The organism is Azospirillum sp. TSO22-1 (genome assembly GCF_003116015.1).
Classification (GTDB): Bacteria; Pseudomonadota; Alphaproteobacteria; order Azospirillales; family Azospirillaceae; genus Azospirillum.
On record NZ_LGQZ01000063.1, the window covers coordinates 1 to 18,436 of the forward strand.

Genomic DNA, 18,436 nt, shown 5'->3' on the forward strand with positions numbered 1-18,436 from the left:
GCAAGGCCGGCGACAAGGTCTCCGTCACCTGGGTCGACAACAAGGGCGACACACGAACCGACGAAGCCACCGTCACCTGACGCCAATAAGCCCCTCTCCCTTGACGGGAGAGGGGTTGGGGAGAGGGTGGCGCCGCGAAGCGGCCAAGGTACGTGCCCCCTCTCCCCAACCCCTTCCCCGCGAGGGGGGAGGGGCTTTCAGCCCAAAAAACAAAAGCATCCGGGAGGAAGCATGGACCGCAAAAGCTTGGGAGTGGCGGCGTTCCTGGCCTTGGCGGCGGCCGGGGCGACGACCGCGTATGCCCAGAAGGACAAGGCGCTGGAGAGCATCGACGCCTACCGCGAGGCCCTGCAGGACGGCAACCCCGCCGAACTTTACGAGGCCACCGGCGAGGAGCTGTGGAAGACCCCCGCCGGGCCGAAGAACGCCTCGCTGGAAAAGTGCGACCTCGGCCTCGGCGCCGGCGTGGTGCAGGGGGCGTACGCCCAGTTGCCGCGCCACTTCGCCGACACCGACCGGGTGCAGGACCTGGAATCGCGCCTGCTGACCTGCATGGAGACGCTGCAGGGCAAGGACCCCAAGCCATACATCCAGGCCTCCTTCAAGGACCCGCCGAAGGAGGAGATGAACGCGCTGTCCGCCTACATCTCCGGCCTGTCGAAGGGCATGCCGATCAACGTCAGGCCGACGCATCCCAAGGAACTGGCGATGGTCGAGCTGGGCCGGCGGATGTTCTTCTTCGAGGGCGGGCCGTACGACTTCTCCTGCGCCACCTGCCACGGGCAGGAGGGCACGCGCATCCGCATGCAGGAGCTGCCCTACATCCCCTCGGCCAAGGGGGCGGCCAGCGGCTGGACGAGCTGGCCGGCGTACCGTGTCAGCTCGGGCGAGATGTGGTCGATGCAGTGGCGCATCAACGACTGCTTCCGCCAGCAGCGCTTCCCGGAGCCGGTCTACGCCTCCGACGCCACCATCGCGCTGTCCCTGTACATGGCGGCCACCGCCTCGGGGGCGACCATGAAGACCCCCGGAATCAAGCGCTGAGGAGGCCCGCCATGAAACACCTCGTGGTCCTCGCCGCCCTGCTGCTGAGCGGTCCGGCCCTGGCGCAGTCCGCGGGCAAGCCCGCCTGGGGCCCCGGCGCCGACGACGCGGCGTTCGCCGCCATGCTGAAGACCAGCTTCAAGGACAAGGGCATCGCCAAGCTCGACCGGCTGACGCAGGACGAGACGCAGGCCTTCTGCTCCGACCCCGGCGCCGCCTCCGGCCCGGCCGCCGCCGCACAACGCGAGAAGATCGAGGCCGCCAACATGGCCACCGTCAAATGGCCGTCGGACGGCAAGTGGCTCGGCGACTGGAAGGAGGGCGAGAAGCTCGCCCAGTCCGGCCGCGGCCTGACCTGGACCGACAAGGCCGACCAGCCGAACGGCGCCAACTGCTACAACTGCCACCAGATCACGCCGCAGGAGATCTCGCACGGCACCATCGGGCCGAGCCTGCTCGGCTACGGCAAGGTCCGCGGCACGTCGGAGGACGCGCTGAAGGCGACCTGGGCCAAGATCTGGAACGCCAAGGCATCGAACGCCTGCTCGCTGATGCCGCGCTCGGGCCACATGGGCATCCTCGGCGAGGCGCAGATCAGGCACCTGATGGCCCTGCTGCTCGACCCGCAGTCACCGGTCAACAAATAAGCCCAACCACAAGACGGAAAGCCTGCCCGATGAACCGTCGCGACTTCCTGCACGTCCTGACCACGGCCGCCGCCACCGGCATGATGCTGCCCTCCTCCTTCGCCCGCGCGCAGCAGGCGGCGGCCGATTTCTACGACGCGAAGCCGTTCGGCAACGTCTCCTTGCTGCACATCACGGACTGCCACGCCCAGCTGAAGCCGATCCACTTCCGCGAGCCGAGCGTCAACCTCGGCATCGGCTCCATGGCCGGGCGGGCGCCGCACCTCGTGGGCGGCAAGTTCCTCGAGCACTTCGCGGTCAAGGCCGGCACACCGGAGGCGCACGCCTACACCTGCCTGGACTTCGAACGCTGGGCGCCGGTGTACGGCAAGGTCGGCGGCTTCGCCCACCTCGCCACGCTGGTCAAGCGGGTGCGCGCCAACCGTCCCGGCTCGCTGCTGCTCGACGGCGGCGACACCTGGCAGGGCTCGGGCACCGCGCTGTGGACGCAGGGGCAGGACATGGTGGACGCCGCCAAGCTGCTGGGCGTCGACATCATGACCCTGCATTGGGAATGCACCTACGGCCAGGAGCGCGTGCAGGAGATCGCCGAGAAGGACTTCGCCGGCACGGTCGAGATCGTCGCGCAGAACATCAGGACCGCCGACTTCGGCGACGCGGTGTTCAAGCCCTTCACGCTGCGCGCGATCAACGGGGTGAAGGTGGCGGTGGTCGGGCAGGCGTTCCCCTACACCCCCATCGCCAACCCGCGCTACATGGTCGCCGACTGGAGCTTCGGCATCCGCGAGGAGGAGATGCAGAAGGCGGTGGACGACGCCCGCGCCGCCGGCGCCGCGGTCGTCGTCGTGCTGTCGCACAACGGCATGGACGTCGACCTCAAGATGGCCTCGCGGGTGCGCGGCATCGACGCCATCCTCGGCGGCCACACGCACGACGGCATGCCGGCCCCGACCATCGTGGCGAACCCCGGCGGCAAGACGCTGGTCACCAACGCCGGGTCCAACGGCAAGTTCCTCGGCGTGCTCGACCTGGAGGTGAAGGACGGCCGCGTCGCCGACTTCCGCTACACGCTGATGCCGGTGTTCGCCAACCTGCTGCCCGCCGACACGGAGATGGACGCGCTCATCACCAAGGTGCGGGCACCCTACGAGGCGAAGCTCAATGAGACGCTGGCGGTCAGCGAGGGGCTGCTGTACCGGCGCGGCAACTTCAACGGCAGCTTCGACCAGCTGATCCTCGACGCGCTGATGGCCGAGAAGGACGCGGAGATCGCCTTCTCTCCCGGCTTCCGCTGGGGCACGACGATCCTGCCGGGCCAGGCCATCACCATGGAGAACCTGCTGGACCAGACCGCCATCACTTACCCCGCGGTGACGCTCGCCAGCATGAGCGGGGCGATGATCAAGACGGTGCTGGAGGACGTCTGCGACAACCTGTTCAACCCCGACCCCTACTACCAGCAGGGCGGCGACATGGTGCGCGTCGGCGGGCTGTCCTACACCTGCGACCCCGCGGCCCCCGCCGGGCAGCGCATCCAGGACATGACGCTGGGCGGCAAGTCCGTCGAGGCGTCGAAGACCTACAAGGTGGCCGGCTGGGCGCCGGTGTCGGAAGAGGCGCGCGACGCCGGCGGCGAGCCGGTGTGGGATCTGGTCGCCCGGCACCTGCGCGCCAGGAAGACGGTGGCGCCGCCGACGCTCAACCTGCCGAAACTCAAGGGCGTGGACGGCAATCCGGGTGTGGCGGCGTGACCGTCCCTTCCGTCATCCCCGCGAAGGCGGGGATCCAGGAAGAGCCGCGGCAGCGGCGACATGACTCATGTGGCTCGCGGATGCGAGCGCTGGATCCCCGCTTTCGCGGGGATGACGGAAAAAGGACGAGGAAGGAGGGAGAGATGCTGAAGGCAATGACCGTCACGGCGGCGCTGGTGTTCACGGCGCTGCCGGCGCTGGCGCAGGACAAGGTGGTCTACCACATCGACGACGCGGCCGTGCAGGGCACCAAGGGGCTGCGCAACATCCGCAACCACCTGGACGTGGCGCCCGACACCAAGATCCGCGTGGTCACCCACGCCGACGGCGTCGACCTGCTGCTGGAAGGGCAGAAGGACGCCAGGAACAACATCGAGTATGCCCCGCTGATCTCCGACCTCAAGACCCGCGGCGTGACCTTCGAGGTGTGCGAGATCACGCTGAAGCGGCGCAACCTGGACAAGGACAAGTTCATCATGGAGGCGGAGTTCACCCCCTCCGGCGTCGCCCGCATCGGCCAGCTGCAGGCGCGTGAGCATTACGCGTACATCAAGCCATGATCAGCATTGCCCCCACCCCATCCCTCCCCCGCTTCGCAGGGGAGGGTGCCGCCATTCCCCTCCCCTGCGAAGCGGGGGAGGGGCCAGGGGTGGGGGCGCGTGAGCGGAGACAACCGCCATGACGTTCGACGGCCTCATGGAACTCCTCGGCGAGGAGCGGTTCACCGCGCTCGGCGGGCTGCTGATCGGCGCGGCGTTCGGGGCGCTGGCGCAGCGCTCGCGCTTCTGCCTGCGCGCGTCCACGCTGGAGGTGGCGCACGGCCGGTTCGGCGGGCGGCTGGCGGTGTGGCTGCTCGCCTTCTCCACGGCGCTGATCGCCACCCAGGGGTTGATCCTGCTGGGCTGGTTCGACACCGGCAACGTGCGCCAGCTCAACAACCCCGGCAGCCTGTCCGGCGCCATCATCGGCGGCCTGATGTTCGGCTGCGGCATGACGCTGACCCGCGCCTGCGCCAGCCGCATGCTGGTCCTGTCGGCCAACGGCAACCTGCGCGCCCTGCTGTCCGGCCTCGTGTTCGCGGTGGCCGCGCAGGCCTCGACGCGCGGGCTGCTGGCGCCGGCCCGCACGGCCGTGAACGACCTGTGGACCATCGGCAGCGCGCAGCGCGACCTGCTGGCGCTGGCCGGCGTCGGGCACGGCGGGGCGCTGCTGTTCGCGCTCGGCTGGCTGGCGGCCGGCGCAGCGCTGGTGCGGCGCAACCGGGTCTCGGCCTGGGCCTCGCTGGGCGCCATGGGCGTCGGGCTGACCATCGCCGCGGCGTGGTGGTTCACCTGGCGCGCCGCCGCCTCGGCGTTCGAGCCGGTGAGCGTGCATTCCCTGAGCTTCACCGCCCCGTCGGCGGACTTTTTGATGCTGGTGCTCTCGCCGCCCGGCGCACGTTGGACCTTCGACACCGGGCTGATCCCCGGGGTGTTCCTCGGTTCCTTCCTCGCCGGCCTAGCAGGCGGCGATCTGAAGCTGGAGGGGTTCAAGGACGGCTCCTCGATGACCCGCTACATCACCGGCGGCTGCCTGATGGGCTTCGGCAGCGTGCTGGCCGGCGGCTGCGCCGTCGGGGCCGGCGTGTCGGGGGCCTCGATCTTCGTGCTGACGGCGTGGCTGGTGCTGTGGTCGATGTGGATCGGCGCGGTGCTGACCGATGTCCTCGTGGATCGTCCGTCGCAGGGCGGCACCACGTTCACCCTGCAGGAGGTTTCCCGATGATCCGCCGCCGTTTCCTCACCGGCGCCGCCCTCGCCGCCGCGGCCGTACCGGCGGCGCGGCTGGTCGATTGGCAGTCGCTGAGCGCGCTCGCCGCCGAGGTGGAGGCCTTCGTCAAGGGTCCGCCGGTCAAGGACCAGCCGGTGACGCGGGTCAGCCCGCACGTCTACGTCATCCAGTCCCCGGACGGCTTCCCGACGCCGGAGAACCAGGGGATGATGGCCAACGTCACCTTCGTGGTGGGTGCCAAGGGCGTGATGGTCGTCGATTCCGGCGCGTCCCTGCAGATCGGCGAGATGGCGATCCGCCAGCTGCGCACGGTCACCGACAAGCCGGTGGTCGGCGTCGTCAACACGCACTATCACGGCGATCACTGGCTGGGGAACCACGCCTTCGTGGACGCCTACGGCATGGACCTGCCGCGCTACGCCCTGCCCCACACCCGCGAGGCGATCCAGGGCGTGCACGGCAGCGTCTGGCTGACCTCCATGGTCAAGTGGACGGCGCAGGCGTCGGCCGGCACGAGGATCGTCCCGCCGAACCGGGACGTGGCGCACGGCGACACGCTGTCGCTGGGCGACGTGACGCTCCGCCTGCACCACTACGGCCGCGCCCACACGCCGTCCGACGTCTCGGTGGAGGTGGTGGAGGACGGCGTCATGTGCGTCGGCGACATCCTGATGGACCGGCGCATCGCCAACATGGACGACGGCTCCTACACCGGCACCTTCCAGACCATGGACGCGCTGAAGGCCAACAGCGCCACCAAGATGTGGCTGCCGGCGCACGGCGTGCCGGGGCCGGAGGTGATCGTCTGGCAGCGCGAGCTGTTCGAGGGCATCTACGAGACCTGCGCCGCCGCCGTGAAGGCCGGACGGACGGTCGAGGAGGCCAAGCCCGCCGTGCTGCGCGACCCACGCGTCGCAGCGCGCGCCGCCGAGACCAAAGGCTGGGACAGCAACATTGGAAAGTATATCAGCCTCGCCTACCTTGAGGCGGAACAATCTGATTTTTAGCACGCCTGCCGTGCATACTATGTTATGCTGACGACAGCCGACGACGCTGGGCCGAAGGCATGGCATGGACACGCACGCGGAAACCGAGGCCGTTCGCCCCATCACCGACCTGATGCGCGAGCGCGACCAGGAACTGGAGCGGATGATCGCCCGCGACCGGCGTCTGCTGGCCGTGGTCCTTGCCGGCCTGTGCGTGGCCGGCGTGACGCTCTGGCTGGCCTGAGGGGCCAGCGCTTCACGCGCATCGCTCCGCCGCGGCGGCACCGGTCAGCCAGTCGCCGAACGCCTTGTCCTCACCCATGATGTGGTTGACCAGCCACGCCTTCAGGAAGGCGCTGAGGAAGCGGTACAGCTCAACCTCGTCGGCGTCGCGGATCAGCAGGTCATGGATTCGCCGGGCCGCCGAGTCGTGCACCGCGGCGTGCGCGGCGGCGCCGGGATAACCAGCGGCGACCATGCGCTCCTCCTCGTCCACGAAGTGGTGCTCGGCATAGGTCACCAGGTCGGCCAGCAGCAGGCGCAGTTCGTTGCGGTTCGCCCCCGGCTCACCGGACACCACGCGCAAGCGGTCGAGCATGCCGACGAAGACGCGGTGCTGCGCATCGATCTCCGGGATGCCGATGGAAAGCGCGTCCGACCATTCCATGACGAGGGGCCTTGTTGCGTGGATCTGCGGCGCACGCTCCACAGGCAGCCGGAACCCGACATTGACCGGCATCAATTCGCGGCGAAATTGGTCGTACCAGTTGAATGGCCGGTTGCGGGAAGCTCAGTCCCACGGCCCCAGCGTCCGCAATACCACGTCGTCCGCCAGCGGCTGCAGGCCGCTGACCAGCGACGCCGCGTAGAGGTCGAGCGCCTCGTTGGCGGCCTTGACGAGGTCGTCGCGCTCCTCGGACTCCCACAGGCGGACGGCAAAATACTCCACCGCCATGCCGACGCCGGTGGCGATCACCCCGACCACCGGGGCGGCCAGCAGCGGCGCACCCTCCAGCAGCGCCACCGGCAGGCCGGCCATCAGTGCCGGCTCGGCGGCGAGGCCGGTGCCGCGCCGGGCCGCCTGACGGCCGGCCATCACCAACGCCTCCCGCCCGCCCAGCCAGCCGATCTCGCCGGACGGGTCGGGGATCGGCACCTGCGGGCGCAGCGGGTCCGGAGTGGGCAGGCCGAGCGCGTCGGCCTCCGACACCGCCGCCGTGATTGAGCCGGCGCCGGCCGACAGCCCGCGCTCCGCCGCCACGCGGTCGAGCGCGGCGGCGCGTTCGGCCACCAACGCGCCGCGCCGCGCCGTGGTGTCGGCGGCGACGGCGTCCACGGCGGCGGACAGGCGGGTGCGCAGCGCATCGGGGTTCAGCACCAGGGCGCGGAAGCGCTCGGCCGTCACCGCGCCGACGGACTCCGCCGGGCTGGTGCCGGTGAACGCCCCGGCGATGGCCGAGAAGGTCAGGCGGTAGGTGGTGAAGAAGGAGAAGCGCCACGCGATGAAGACCGGGATGTCCGCCCGCATGGCGGCGATCGCCTCGGCCACCGTGGCTTTCACCCGGGCGACGGCGGCGTCGCGGGCGGCGCAGGCGGCCTCGGCACGGGCGGCGCGGCTGGCGGCGAGGAAGGCCTCCCAGTCCGACGCCTCCAGCGTCACCGGCCGCGACGGCGCGGCGCCCGGCGCGCTGCGCACGATGGCGACGCGCTCGCCCGGCGCGCCGACGGCCACCACCACCGACCCCAGCAACACGGCGGCCACACCCGCCGCCAGCCAGCCCGCACCCGTGATCCGCCGCACCGTCACCGCCTCGCCAACGCGTTCCGCCCACCAGGATAGCCGATGCGGCACCGCTTACGGTAGCGTCTCGGCCGGCGGTTCCGGCGGTGTTTCGGTGCGGTTCAGGCGGGCGCTAAGCGTCAGGTAGAGCGGGTTGGACAGCATCTCCACGTAGATCCGCGTCAGCGAGCGCAGGATCGGCGGCATGGCGGAGATGGCGTGCTTGAAGTCCTCGCGGCGGATCACCTCGCAGGTGGTCTGGCCGACGGCGACGGCGGTCGCCACCCGCGGCTGGGCGCGCAGCAGCGCCAGCTCGCCGAAGATGCGGCCGGGGCCGAGCACCGCCAGCTCCGCGTCGTCGCGGCGGATCGACACCTGCCCGAACTGGATCAGGTAGGCCACCGTCGCGGAATCGTCCTGGCGGAAGAAGACGTGCCCGTCGGAATAGCCGCGGCGGTCGAGCACCCGGTCGAACGAGCGGCGCGAGCGCACCGGCCCGTCCTTGGGATTGCGTTCCTCCACCCACAGGCCGTGGGCGCGGCGGATGGCGGTGATCAGGCTGGACAGCAGGTAGGAGGCGAGCGGCGGGCCGGCCTCGATGTGGCGGCGGACCATCGCCCCGGTCAGCTCCAGCGCGGCGACGTCGCTGAGCGCCGTCACCGTGGCGCTGCGCACCCCGGCGTCGATCAGCGCCATCTCCCCCACCAGCGCGCCGGGGCCGAGAATGGCCAGACGCTTGAGGCCGGCCGGAGTCTCCAGCGCCACCTCCACCTCGCCCGATTCGAGAATCCAGCCGCAGTCGCCGGTGTCGCCCTGTCGGATCAGCACGGTGCCGGCCGGGAAATGGCGGTGGCCGACGGACTTGGCGTGCGCCGTCACGGGGGTTCTCCTTTTCGTCACCCCCAGCACCTTAAGACGCAGGACCAGCGAATACAACGAGTCTAAACAAATCGCATAGGAAAGAAGCGGTCGCCGAGCGTTTCCTGAAAATACGCGTGTCTTGTGCTGTCGATAATTCCCGCATAGGGCGCACTCCGGGGAGGTCTTGCGGCTGCTTTGCCACACCGGCTCCATGTCTGGTGGTGCGGTGCGGAAATCCGGGGCTGTGCGTTGCACGAAGGCGGGCGGCTGCTCTAAGACTCGGGGCAGAGGTTGCGAGCGGGAACGACGACATCATGCCTTTGCGGTCCACGGCCGCCACTTCGGGCCGATTTGCACGGTGGCTGCCGGTCCTGCTGTGGGCCGCGGCACTGCCCGCGCCCATGTCCGCGCCCATCTCCGCCTGGGCCCAGAGCCTGCCCGGGCCCCTCGACCCGAACCGGCTGGAGCAGCGCTTCGACCAGCCCCCCACCCCGCAGTCGGTGCCCGAGCCCGAACTGCCGGCGCCCGAGCAGGCGCCGCCGCCCAAGGATGCCGAGGGCATCCGCTTCACGCTGTCGTCCATCGAACTGGACGGCGCCACCGTCTACGCCGCCGACGAGCTGCGGCCGCTGTGGGAGGGGCTGCTGAACCGTACGGTGACGCTGGCCGAGGTGTACGGCGTGCGCGACGCCATCACCGCGAAGTACCGCAACGACGGCTACGTGCTGTCGCAGGCGGTGGTGCCGGCGCAGCGCATCCGCGGCGGCGTGGTGCGCCTTCAGGTCGTCGAGGGCTACATCAACGAGGTGACGGTCCAGGGCGATTTCGCCGACCACGCCGGGATCCTCCAGGGCATGGCAGCGAAGATCAAGGCCTCGCGCCCGCTGCGCATGGACGACATGGAGCGCTACGTCCTGCTCGCCGACGACCTGCCGGGCGTCACCGTGCGCACCGTGCTGGAACCGGCGGAGGGCGTGCCCGGCGCCTCCAACCTCACCTTCAACCTGGAGCGCAAGGCGTATTCCGGCTCGCTGTCGCTGGACAACCGCGGCACGCGGTCGGTGGGCGTGTTGCAGCTGTCGGGCAGCGTCACGGCGGACGACCAGCTCGGCCGCTTCGACCGCACCGCGGTGACGGGGAGCATCGCGCAGCAGATCCGCGAGCTGCGCTTCCTCGACGCCACCCACACCGAGATTCTCGACAGCGAGGGCACCACCGCCCAGCTCGGCCTGCGCCGCAGCTGGGCCGAGCCCGGCGACAACGTCCGCACGCTGGAGATCGACAGCCTGACCTCGTCGCTGCGGCTGGCGGTGGCGCACCCGTTCCTGCGCAGCCGGTCGGAGACGCTGCGCGGCGAACTGGCCTTCACCGTGCGCAACAGCCGCACCAACATCCTGCAGCGCCGGCAGAGCGAAGACCGCCTGCGCGTGCTGTCCGGCACGGCCACCTACGACATCGCGGATTCCTGGGACGGCAGCAACCTGGTGCAGGCGACGCTCAGCCAGGGGCTCAACGTGCTGGAGGCAACGAAGCGCGGCACGGCGGCGGCGCGCTCGCGCATCGGTGGGCGCAGCGACTTCACCAAGCTCGGCCTCATCGTGCAGCGCGACCAGAAGCTCAGCGAGGAGTTCGCCCTGGTGCTGGCCGGCGAGGGCCAGTACGCCGGGCACGAGCTGCTGTCGTCGGAGGAGTTCGGCGTCGGCGGCAAGTCCTACGGCCGCGCCTTCGACGCCTCGGAGATCACCGGCGACAGCGGCTTCTCCACCCGCGCCGAGTTCCAGTACGCGGTGCCGCCCTGGCAGGAGTGGCTGACCTACGCGCAGGTCTACGTCTTCTCGGACTACGGCAGCGTGTGGAACTACGAATCCGGCAGCCGGCACGGCCGGCAGTCGCTGGCCTCGGCGGGAGCGGGCGTCCGCTTCGGGCTGCTGGAGCGGCTGGATGCGACCGTGGAGATCGCCAAGCCGTTCATGCGCAACCCCTTCACCACGCAGGACCGCGGGGTGCGGGCGTTCTTCACGCTGGGAACGCGGTTCTGAAGGCAAGGCCCTCCCCCGCCTCCGGCGGGGGAGGGTTAGGGTGGGGGCAGCGGCGTCGGCGGCAGGCGTTGATTCTCGTGCGCGCCGCTGCCCCCACCCTCCCACTTCGTGGGCCCCTCCCTCCCCCAGCAGAGCTGGGGGAGGGGTTTTTGGGTCACTTCTCGGTCAGCGCCGTCACCCCGGTCCAGCCGTGCAGCACCGGCTCGGCGGCGTGCTGCGCCGCGCGCTTGTGCATCACCGCAGCAGCCTTGTCGTCGTACGCCAGCGCGGCGAAGGCCGACGCCGCCTCGGCGAAGCGGCCGGCGCGCCAGTGCTCCAGCGCCTCGGCGTAGGCGGCGCGGCGCCCGGTGTCGGCGGGGTCGTCGCGGCGCGCCGGCGACAGCGGCTCCAGAATGGTCACCGGATGGTCGCGGCCCACCACCTGGATGGTGTCGATGGCGCGGAAGGCCTGGGCGTCGCCGTAGAGATCGGCCGTGGCGTCGGCCACCAGGATGCCGGTGCCGAAGGCCTTGTTCGCCCCCTCCAGCCGCGAGGCGAGGTTCACCGTGTCGCCCATCACCGTGTAGTTGAAGCGCCGCGGCGAGCCGATGTTGCCCATCAGCGCCGGCCCGGTCGCCAGCCCGATGCGCGCAGCACCCCGCTGGCCGTTCCCGGAGCTCAGCAGCGTCGGGTCGGAGGCGAGCGCCGCCTGCATCTCCAGCGCGGCGTCCACCGCGGCGCGGGCGTGGTTGTCGCCGGCCATCGGCGCGCCGAACACCGCGAGGATGGCGTCGCCGATGTACTTGTCGACGAAGCCGCCGTGCTTCTCGACGATGTCGGTCATCACCGTGAAGTAGCGGTTGAGCAGCCGCACCAGCGCCTCGGGCTCCAGCCCCTCGGACATCTTGGTGTAGCCGGCGATGTCGGAGAACAGCACGGTGACCGGCCGCTCCTCGCCGCCCAGCTGCGGCATGCGCCCCGAGGCGACCATAGAGTCGACCACGCTGCCCGGCAGGTAGAGGCGGAAGGCGTTGCGCACGTAGCGGCGGTCGCGGTCGACCACCATGAAGCGGAACGCCACCAGCGCGGGGAACACCAGTACGGCCACCAGCGCCGCCGGCACCAGCGGCAGCACCAGCCCGCCCTGGAACGCCATCGCCGCCCCGCCACCCCAGGTGGCCAGCACGGCGCCAAGACCGAGTGCCGCCCACAGCGGCGACAGCGCCAGCGTCAGCCCCGCCGACAGCGCGGCGGCCAGCGCCAGCACGCCCAGCGTCAGGCCCGGCGAGGATTCGGTCAGCGTCGTGCCGGTCAGCATGTTGGACACCGCGGCGGCGTGGATGGTGACGCCGGGCACGGTGTCGCGACGCCGGCCGGTGCCGGCGAGATCCTCCATCACCGGCAGCGCGCAGCGCGGCGGGAGGTTCTGCCCCTCCGGCTTGGTGACCCAGCGGTTGGAGGTCAGCTTGCGGTCCTCGACGTCCAGCGCGGTGCCGACCAGCACCACCTTGCCGCGGAAATGCCGCTCGAAATAGGCGGGGTCGGCGCAGGCGGCGAGGTCGGCCAGCGAGTGGACCGGAAACGACCCGGCCGCCGTCGGGTGGTTGACCAGCAGCGAGCGGCCGGGCGGCACCGTACCGTCGGCACGCTTCACCAGTTCGGCGGCGAGGCCGGGCTCCTCCCCCGCCGTGGTGGCGAGCGTCAGCGGCACGCGGCGCAGCACGCCGTCGGCGTCCTCCACCAGATTGACCGAGCGGATGTTGGGCGCCCCGCCCACCGCGAGCGCGTGGCCACGGTGCGGCAGCAGCGGCTGCGTGCTGTGCTGCACTTTGGCGAGCACCAGCCGTCCGGCCCGCCCGACGTTGCGCAGCGCCAGCAGGAAGTCGCGCTCGAAGCCGGGGATCGCCGCCTCGGCCGAGGTCGGGTAGACGAGGTCCATGCCGATGGCGGCGACGCCGACCGCGTCGATGGCGGTCAGCACCTTGCCCAGGTACGGCGTCCACAGGACCTGCGGCGTGCCGGCGAAGGGCGGGCGGCGGTAGGTCTCCTCGTCCAGCGCGACGATGGCGACGCGGTTGGGATCGGGCGCCGGGCGCGGGCCGTAGAGCATCTCCCGCGCCACGTAGAGCGTGTCGAGCGACGGCCCCTCCAGCAGCGGCAATGCCGCCCACGCCGCCCCTACCGCGAGCGCGCCGACCGCCAGCGCGGCGGCGAGGAGACGGACCGGCGCCACCCTCAGAACCGGATCAGCCGGCCGAGCGCCGGCCCGCCGCCGTCCTTGGCCGCCGGATCGACCTTGACCACGTAGGACTTGTCGCCGGCCGAGACCTTGTAGAGCGCGCCGGGTTTCAGCGCCGTCTTGCCCTTGGCGAGGTCGATGGCCTTGCCGGGCACGTTGACGGTCACCGGCTCGGCCCCGCCCTCCAGCGGTTCGAACGTCACCCGGCCGGGGGCACCGGTGACGAGCATCGGGCGGGTCTTGTACAGCGTGATCTGCGCCCTGGGCTTGGCGCCCGGCAGGCCGACCGGCGCGTCGCGCATGACGGTGACCCCGGCCTTGCCGGACTCGTTGGCGGCCAGCAGCAGCGCGCCGCCGTCGCAGGGCAGCGCCGTGCGCTCGACCTTGCCGCCCTCCACCGCCGATTCCCGGCCGCCGATGGTGACGGTGCCGCCGGTGATCGTCTCGTTGGTGCAGGACGCCAGGTAGCTCAGCACCAGCGTCTGCTTCGGCGTCAGCGCGATGGTCTTGCCGACGGGCAGCGTGTCCATGAGCTGGACGCCGGGAATGGAGCCCGACACCTCCTCCACCAGCGCCGCCGGCCGCTGCGCCAGCGCCGGGCCGGAAGTCAGAAGACACGCCGCCGCGGCGGCCACGAGCAGAGCCTTGGTCATCATCCCCCTCCACAACCGGCCGATGGTGCGTCCGTGCGGTTCTTCACGCAGAATACTGAAACTGTTGGACAAATCCACGATAAGGCAGCATTGGGCGTGGCGCAATGGCGGCCTTTCGGGCGGTCAGACCAGGAGCACGACGTCATAGCGGGTCATCGCTTGGTCGACCGAAACAAGGGTCATTCCTTCCACCTTCGCCTGCCCGATCAGGGCCCGGTCGAAGGGATCGTCGTGATGCCGCGGAAGGCCGCCGGCGGCTATCGCGTGCGCCGCCGTCAGGTCGAGGATCTCCACCCCCATCTCGGCAAGCAGCGCGTCCAGCCGCTCCAACGGGAATGGCAGACGGCCGAGAGCCCGCTTGATGGCGATCTCCCAGACGCTGACGGCGCTCAGGTACACGTCGTTGTCCGGATCGACAACCGCCGCCGCGACGGCCGGGGAAAGACGTTCCGGCTCGCCGACCACCCACACGAAGATGTGTGTATCGAGCAGCAGCTTCACGGCATCTCACCGCGGAAGGCCCGAGCCATATCGTCGGGCAGCGGCGCGTCGAAGTCATCGCCCAGCGTCACCTGCCCGCGCAACAGACCGAGTGGCCGCGGCGTGGTGCGGCGGCGCAACGGCACCAGACGCGCCATGGGCCGTCCCGACTTGGCGATGATGATCTCTTCGCCAGCGGCGGCGCGATCCACGAGCTGCGACAGGTTGGTCTTGGCATCGTACAGGTTGACGGTGTCCATGGCGTCGCCCAATTGGTCAGCTCTGACCAACACTATCACTCCATCTCCTGTTGGTCAAACCTGACCAACCCTACCGCACCCCCGCCGTACGCTGCGGCCCCTTCACGTTCAGCAGGTAGTCGCCGCCCTCGTCGTAGCCGGCGGCCTTGATGACGCCGTACTGCGGAGTCTGCGGCACCTCGGCGGTGACGTCGTCGCGCACCTGGGTGAACAGCTCGTAGCCGCCGCTGTCGCTGGGCAGCTGGCGCACGCGGGTGATCATCGACGACGCGAAGGGGGAGTTGGTCTCGCCGTCCGCCACCGGCTCGTCGCCGCCCGACGACATCGCCATCACCGAGCGGCGGCCGAGCAGCTGTTCCGGCGCCGTCCTCGCCACGCCGGGATCGACCTTCTGTTCACGCGTGAACGCGCCGGAATAGCAGCTGTCCGACACCACCAGGATCTGCTTGGCCGGCATACGGTTGAGGAAGCGCGCCATGTCGTTGTTCGACACCCAGTTCTTCGGGTTGTCGGCGTCCGCGTCGGCGGGCAGCCAGTAGCCGGTGCCGGTCTCCTGCACCTCGTAGCCGTGGCCGGCGTAGTAGAGCATCACCTGGTCCTGCTCACCGATCTCGCGGCCGAGCGCACGCATGGTCTCGATGATCTGCTCCTTGGTCGGGTTGGCCAGCACCCGCGTCTCGTAGCCGAGCCGCTCGTTCAGCGCCGCGCCCACCGCCGCCACGTCGCCGGCCGGCGTCTTCAGCGGCGGGATCAGCGGGCTGGCGTAGGTGTCGGTGGCGATCATCAGCGCGATCTTGCGGCCGGCGCGCGGCACGTCCGTGGCCGGGGCGCTGGCCTGGGTGGCCTCGACGGCGATGCGCTTCTCGGTGGTGGCGCCGGTCTCGTCGGTGACGGTCAGCACCACCTCGTTCTGGCCCGGCGCCACCGCGATGTCGGTGCTGAAGCGGCCCTGATCGTCGACGAAGACCCAGCGGCCGTTCACCCGCGCCTCGCGGATGCGGCCGCTCTGGTCGATCCTGCCCTCCACCACCTTGCGGCCGCCGGCGGCGTCGCGCGGGGCATCCAGGGTGACGATGCGTGGCGGCTCGCCGTTGCCGCCGCTGCCAAACAGGTCGGCGGCGTGCGGGTCGGCGACCAGCGATTGCACGGCGCCGCTCATCGCCTGGGTGCGCTGCTCGCGGTCGACGTGCTGGTAGAGCGCCAGATAGGTCTTCAACAGCGGAGCCTCGACGCCGCCGGACTTGGCCGCCGCCTTGACGTCGGCGTAGCCGGCGCCGCCGCCCGACACCGCGCTCTGCAGCAGGCCACCCACCGTGCGCGCCGTGGGGTCGTCGCTGGTGAGCAGGCCGTTGATCAGCTCGGCCGTCGCGACGCTCTGGAAAGCGGCCTTCTGCTCGGCGACCGACAGGCCGCTCATCGCCGACATCGCCTTGCCCATGCCGCCGCCCGCCATGGCGGCGAGCAGGCGGTCCGCCGCCTCGCGCACCTGCGGTGCGTTCAGCAGGGCCGGCGACGGCAGGTTCAGCGACTGCCCCGCCGCGTGCGCCGCCACCGCGTCGGCCGAGAAGGACAGCGTGCGCCCGCCGAGGGTCACCGCCACCGCCGATGCCGCGGCATCGGCGGCGCGACTGGCGGCCTCCGCCCCCCTCAGCGCCGACAACGTGCCGTTGGCCAGCGCGCTCAGCAGTGCCGCGGGCTGGACGCCGGGCACCGTCGGGGTGGTCGCCACGGGCGTCTGCGGCACGGCGCCGGCGACCGTCGCCGGCACGGTGGTCGCCGTGGTGGTGGTCGCGACCGCTGGAACGAGGCTGTCCGGGTTGGTGACGCGGTCGATGACGGTGGTGACCTGCGGCGCGCTCACCGCCGGTGGCGTGGTCGCGGGCGGTGCGGTCGTCGCGGGGGTGACGGTCAGCGTGCCGGAGCGGTAGGCGATCGCGTAGTTGCTTGATGTCAGCCCGAACGGCGTCACCGTGTAACCGCCAGCCGGTGAGTCCGTCCCCGCCGCGGTGCCGAAGCCCAGCGTGCCGCTCAGCGCCCCGGAGCCCTGGCCGAGCACGAAGCCGTCGTAGCGCGCGGTGAAGGGTGGGTTGGCGGTGCCGGCGGTGCGGGTGGCGTCCTCGGCGGTCACCGTCAGCGGCGCCGGCGTCACCGTCAGCGTGCCGGGCGTCAGCGACACGGTGTAGTTGGACAGCGCACCGGCCGTCGGCGTGATCGCGTAGCCACCGACGTCGGAGGACGCGGTCGCCGCGGTGCCGTAGCCGATGCCGAGCCCGCCCGCGGTATCCCCGTTGCGCAGGCCGGTGACGGTGCCGGTCAGCGCCAGGTTGTCCTGGCCGTAGGTGCGCGACGCGCTCGTCGCCGCGATGGTCAGGGGGGCCGGGGTGATCGACAGCGCGCTGCCCGTGAAGGAGAGCGTGTAGTTGCCGTTCGACGCCAGCGTCCCCTGGCCGACGGTGTAGCTGCCGACGTTCTCCCCGGCGGTGCGGCCGAGGGCGCCGCTCAGCACCGAGGACGCGCCGTCGGAGCCCTTCAGGCCGCTCGTGGTGTAGGCGAGCGTCGGGTCGGCGTCGCCGTAGACCTTGCTCTGCGCCGTCGCGGTGACGGTCAGCGGAGCGGGGGTGACGGTCAGCGTGCCGGTCTCGTAACGGAAGCCGTAGCCGGTCGGCGAGGTCAGCGTGCCGACACCGGCGGTGATGGTGTGGCCGCCCGCGGCCGCGTCGGTGTCGACGGTGCTCAGGCTGGCGTCGCCGGTGTAGGCCAGGGACGCGGTGTCGCCGCTCAGCACGCCGCTGTAGCTGGCGGACAGCGTCGGGTTGGCGTCGCCGTAGGTGCGGCTGGCGTCCACCGCGCGCACCGTGATGTACGGCGTGTTGCCGTACAGGAAGACGTTGCCGGAGCGCGTCACCGTGGACGGCGCGTTGGCGGTGTAGCTGCGCGTGTACTCGCGCGTGCCGGACAGGCCGCCCTCGGTGCTGCCGTCGCGGGTGGCCGCGTAGACCAGCCAGCGCCCGCTGCCCAGCGACAGCGCGTCGGATCCCCGGCTGTTGGTGAACTCGCCGCCGCTCGCCGCCAGCACGATGTCGGCCGCGCCGCTCGCCGCCACCGTGGCGTTGCCGGACAGCGTCAAGGCGCCGGTGGTGCGGATCGACACGGCGCTGGCGTGCGCGCCCACGGCGCCGTCCAGCGTCAGGCCGCCGGCGCTGTCGTACAGGCTGAAGGCGCCGCCGCGGGTGACGGAGCCGAGCGCGGTGACGGTGTTCTCCACCCCGCTCTCGTCCAGGTCGATGGCGCCGCCGGCCGACAGCACCAGCCGGCCGACGTTGGTCAGCGCCGCCGTCTGCGTCAGGGCGCCGCCGGTGGCGAGCGTCAGCGTGGTGCCGTTCACCGTCAGGCCGGCTGTGCCGTTGACCGTGCCGATGCCGAGGGCGTCCGCGTCGGTGTAGCTGACCGTGCCGGTGTCGCCGGCCAGGGTGGCGACGGCGTTGCCGGCGTTGGTCAGCGTGTAGGTGCCGCCGGTGCCCTTGAGCGACAGGCCGGACGCGGTGATCGCCTGGCTCTGCGTCACCGTGCCGGTGGTGGAGAGCGTCACGTCGCCGGTGCCGGCGGCGATGCCGGACACGCCGTCCACCGTGCCGATGGCGAAGCCGCCGTCGCCGCGGAACGACACCGCCCCGTTGCCGGTGCCGGCCGTCGCCAGCGTCGTCACGCTGTTGGAGTTGGTGCCCAGGCTCACCGTGCCGCCGACGCTGAGCCGCAGGTTGGTCGCCGTGATGGCGCCGCTGCCCGACTGCGCCACGCCGCTGCCGCTCAGCAGGCTCAGCGTCGCGGCGTTGGCCGGCGACACCGTGGCGCTGACGGTGATCGTCCCGGCGCCGCTGTCGCCGATGCGCAGGGTGCCGGCGGTGACGCGGTCCAGCTCGGTGTCGGACAACTCCAGCGCCGAGGCC

General features: G+C 71.3%; 16 protein-coding genes. 8 read left to right on the plus strand and 8 right to left on the minus strand.

Annotation, left to right across the window (positions count from 1 at the left end; translation table 11 throughout):
- Positions 1-231 precede the first annotated feature (231 nt).
- The 7 genes from soxA (at position 232) to TSO221_RS35475 (ending at position 6,442) form a co-directional block, all read left to right on the plus strand.
- Positions 232-1,044: a sulfur oxidation c-type cytochrome SoxA gene (gene soxA, locus TSO221_RS16780; RefSeq protein ID WP_109119662.1), complete on the plus strand. Its 813-nt coding sequence runs from the start codon at positions 232-234 to the stop codon at positions 1,042-1,044.
- 11 nt (positions 1,045-1,055) lie between these two features.
- Positions 1,056-1,691, plus strand: a complete 636-nt coding sequence (gene soxX, locus TSO221_RS16785; protein ID WP_109119663.1) for a sulfur oxidation c-type cytochrome SoxX — start codon at positions 1,056-1,058, stop codon at positions 1,689-1,691.
- A gap of 29 nt (positions 1,692-1,720) precedes the next feature.
- Complete coding sequence (gene soxB / locus TSO221_RS16790; protein ID WP_109119664.1) at positions 1,721-3,442, plus strand: thiosulfohydrolase SoxB; 1,722 nt, start codon at positions 1,721-1,723, stop codon at positions 3,440-3,442.
- Positions 3,443-3,585: 143 nt separating this feature from the next.
- Positions 3,586-4,002: a DsrE family protein gene (locus TSO221_RS16795; RefSeq protein WP_109119665.1), complete on the plus strand. Its 417-nt coding sequence runs from the start codon at positions 3,586-3,588 to the stop codon at positions 4,000-4,002.
- 118 nt (positions 4,003-4,120) lie between these two features.
- The gene (locus TSO221_RS16800; protein ID WP_109119666.1) at positions 4,121-5,206 is read left to right on the plus strand and encodes a YeeE/YedE family protein; all 1,086 of its coding nucleotides are present in this window, start codon (positions 4,121-4,123) and stop codon (positions 5,204-5,206) included.
- The gene (locus TSO221_RS16805) at positions 5,203-6,219 is read left to right on the plus strand and encodes an MBL fold metallo-hydrolase (protein WP_109119667.1); all 1,017 of its coding nucleotides are present in this window, start codon (positions 5,203-5,205) and stop codon (positions 6,217-6,219) included. Before TSO221_RS16800 ends, TSO221_RS16805 begins: the two co-directional genes overlap by 4 nt.
- A gap of 64 nt (positions 6,220-6,283) precedes the next feature.
- On the plus strand, positions 6,284-6,442 hold the full coding sequence (locus tag TSO221_RS35475) for a hypothetical protein (protein WP_158284117.1): 159 nt from the start codon (positions 6,284-6,286) through the stop codon (positions 6,440-6,442).
- Positions 6,443-6,454: 12 nt separating this feature from the next.
- Here the strand turns inward: TSO221_RS35475 and TSO221_RS16810 are convergent, their stop codons facing one another.
- The 3 genes from TSO221_RS16810 to TSO221_RS16820 all read right to left on the minus strand — a co-directional run bounded on the left by TSO221_RS16810 (position 6,455) and on the right by TSO221_RS16820 (position 8,857).
- Complete coding sequence (locus TSO221_RS16810) at positions 6,455-6,865, minus strand: bacteriohemerythrin (protein ID WP_158284118.1); 411 nt, start codon at positions 6,863-6,865, stop codon at positions 6,455-6,457.
- Between the two features lie 123 nt (positions 6,866-6,988).
- Positions 6,989-7,999 (minus strand): hypothetical protein, encoded by a 1,011-nt coding sequence (locus tag TSO221_RS16815; RefSeq protein ID WP_146208835.1) that lies wholly within the window; start codon positions 7,997-7,999, stop codon positions 6,989-6,991.
- A 54-nt stretch (positions 8,000-8,053) separates the two neighbouring features.
- A complete protein-coding gene (locus TSO221_RS16820; RefSeq protein WP_247878085.1) occupies positions 8,054-8,857 on the minus strand; it encodes a cyclic nucleotide-binding domain-containing protein in 804 nt (267 codons plus the stop codon).
- A gap of 383 nt (positions 8,858-9,240) precedes the next feature.
- Here TSO221_RS16820 and TSO221_RS16825 point away from each other — a divergent pair, with 383 nt between their 5' ends.
- Entirely contained in the window at positions 9,241-10,878 is a 1,638-nt protein-coding gene (locus tag TSO221_RS16825) for a ShlB/FhaC/HecB family hemolysin secretion/activation protein (RefSeq protein WP_247878086.1), read from the plus strand.
- Positions 10,879-11,032: 154 nt separating this feature from the next.
- On the opposite strand, the gene TSO221_RS16830 is transcribed toward TSO221_RS16825, so the two are convergent.
- The 5 genes from TSO221_RS16830 to TSO221_RS16850 all read right to left on the minus strand — a co-directional run.
- A complete protein-coding gene (locus TSO221_RS16830; protein ID WP_247878087.1) occupies positions 11,033-13,090 on the minus strand; it encodes an adenylate/guanylate cyclase domain-containing protein in 2,058 nt (685 codons plus the stop codon).
- A 2-nt stretch (positions 13,091-13,092) separates the two neighbouring features.
- Positions 13,093-13,749 (minus strand): hypothetical protein, encoded by a 657-nt coding sequence (locus TSO221_RS16835; RefSeq protein ID WP_109119672.1) that lies wholly within the window; start codon positions 13,747-13,749, stop codon positions 13,093-13,095.
- Positions 13,750-13,872: 123 nt separating this feature from the next.
- Positions 13,873-14,250, minus strand: coding sequence for a type II toxin-antitoxin system VapC family toxin (locus TSO221_RS16840; RefSeq protein WP_109119673.1), 378 nt, complete (start codon positions 14,248-14,250; stop codon positions 13,873-13,875).
- Positions 14,247-14,489 (minus strand): type II toxin-antitoxin system Phd/YefM family antitoxin, encoded by a 243-nt coding sequence (locus TSO221_RS16845; protein ID WP_109119675.1) that lies wholly within the window; start codon positions 14,487-14,489, stop codon positions 14,247-14,249. Before TSO221_RS16845 ends, TSO221_RS16840 begins: the two co-directional genes overlap by 4 nt.
- A gap of 70 nt (positions 14,490-14,559) precedes the next feature.
- On the minus strand, positions 14,560-18,436 hold a 3,877-nt coding region (locus tag TSO221_RS16850), incomplete at its 5' end, for an MBG domain-containing protein (protein WP_211099131.1).